Consider the following 542-nt stretch of genomic DNA (forward strand, 5'->3'; position numbering starts at 1 on the left):
CGGGACACAGATAAAAAAACCGGCGCAAGCCTAATGCCGATCAGTTAAGGATCCATTGACCGATCCTTCTGTTGTGTGAAAATCCGAAACCTGTTGATTGGTTTCGGATTTTTTATGCGTATCGCTCACGCTCTCGACTTCCTTCACGCCAGCAATGCCGCTCAGTTTGAGTCACTCTCAGACCTCATTCCTCCCGAGCCCATCACGACGCTGCTCGCCGAAGAGGATGTCGTGACCCTGCGTCGCCGCCGTATGCCCATGGAGCGTCTGGTCTGGGCCATCATCGGCATGGCCATCTTCCGCAACGTCCCCATGACTCAGCTGGTCAATCAGCTCGATATCCTCTTGCCCGGCGACCGCCCCTTCGTTGCCCCCAGCGCCTTCCTGCAGGCTCGCCAAAAGCTTGACCACAAGAGCATCGAACGGCTGTTTCACGAGACCGCTTCGCGCTGGCACCAGCAGGCCAATCACCCCGGCTGGGCCGGGCTGCAACTGCTCGCCGTCGATGGCGTGATGTGGCGCACACCCGATACCCCGGACTG

At 59.0% G+C, this 542-nt stretch carries 1 protein-coding gene; it reads left to right on the forward strand.

What is annotated here, in order from left to right; all coding sequences use genetic code 11:
* Positions 1-114: 114 nt before the first annotated feature.
* On the forward strand, positions 115-542 hold a 428-nt coding region (locus tag AACT07_RS22360), incomplete at its 3' end, for a transposase domain-containing protein (RefSeq protein ID WP_171903442.1).

It is taken from the genome of Aeromonas sp. ANP5 (assembly GCF_963870295.1).
Classification (GTDB): domain Bacteria; phylum Pseudomonadota; class Gammaproteobacteria; order Enterobacterales; family Aeromonadaceae; genus Aeromonas; species Aeromonas veronii.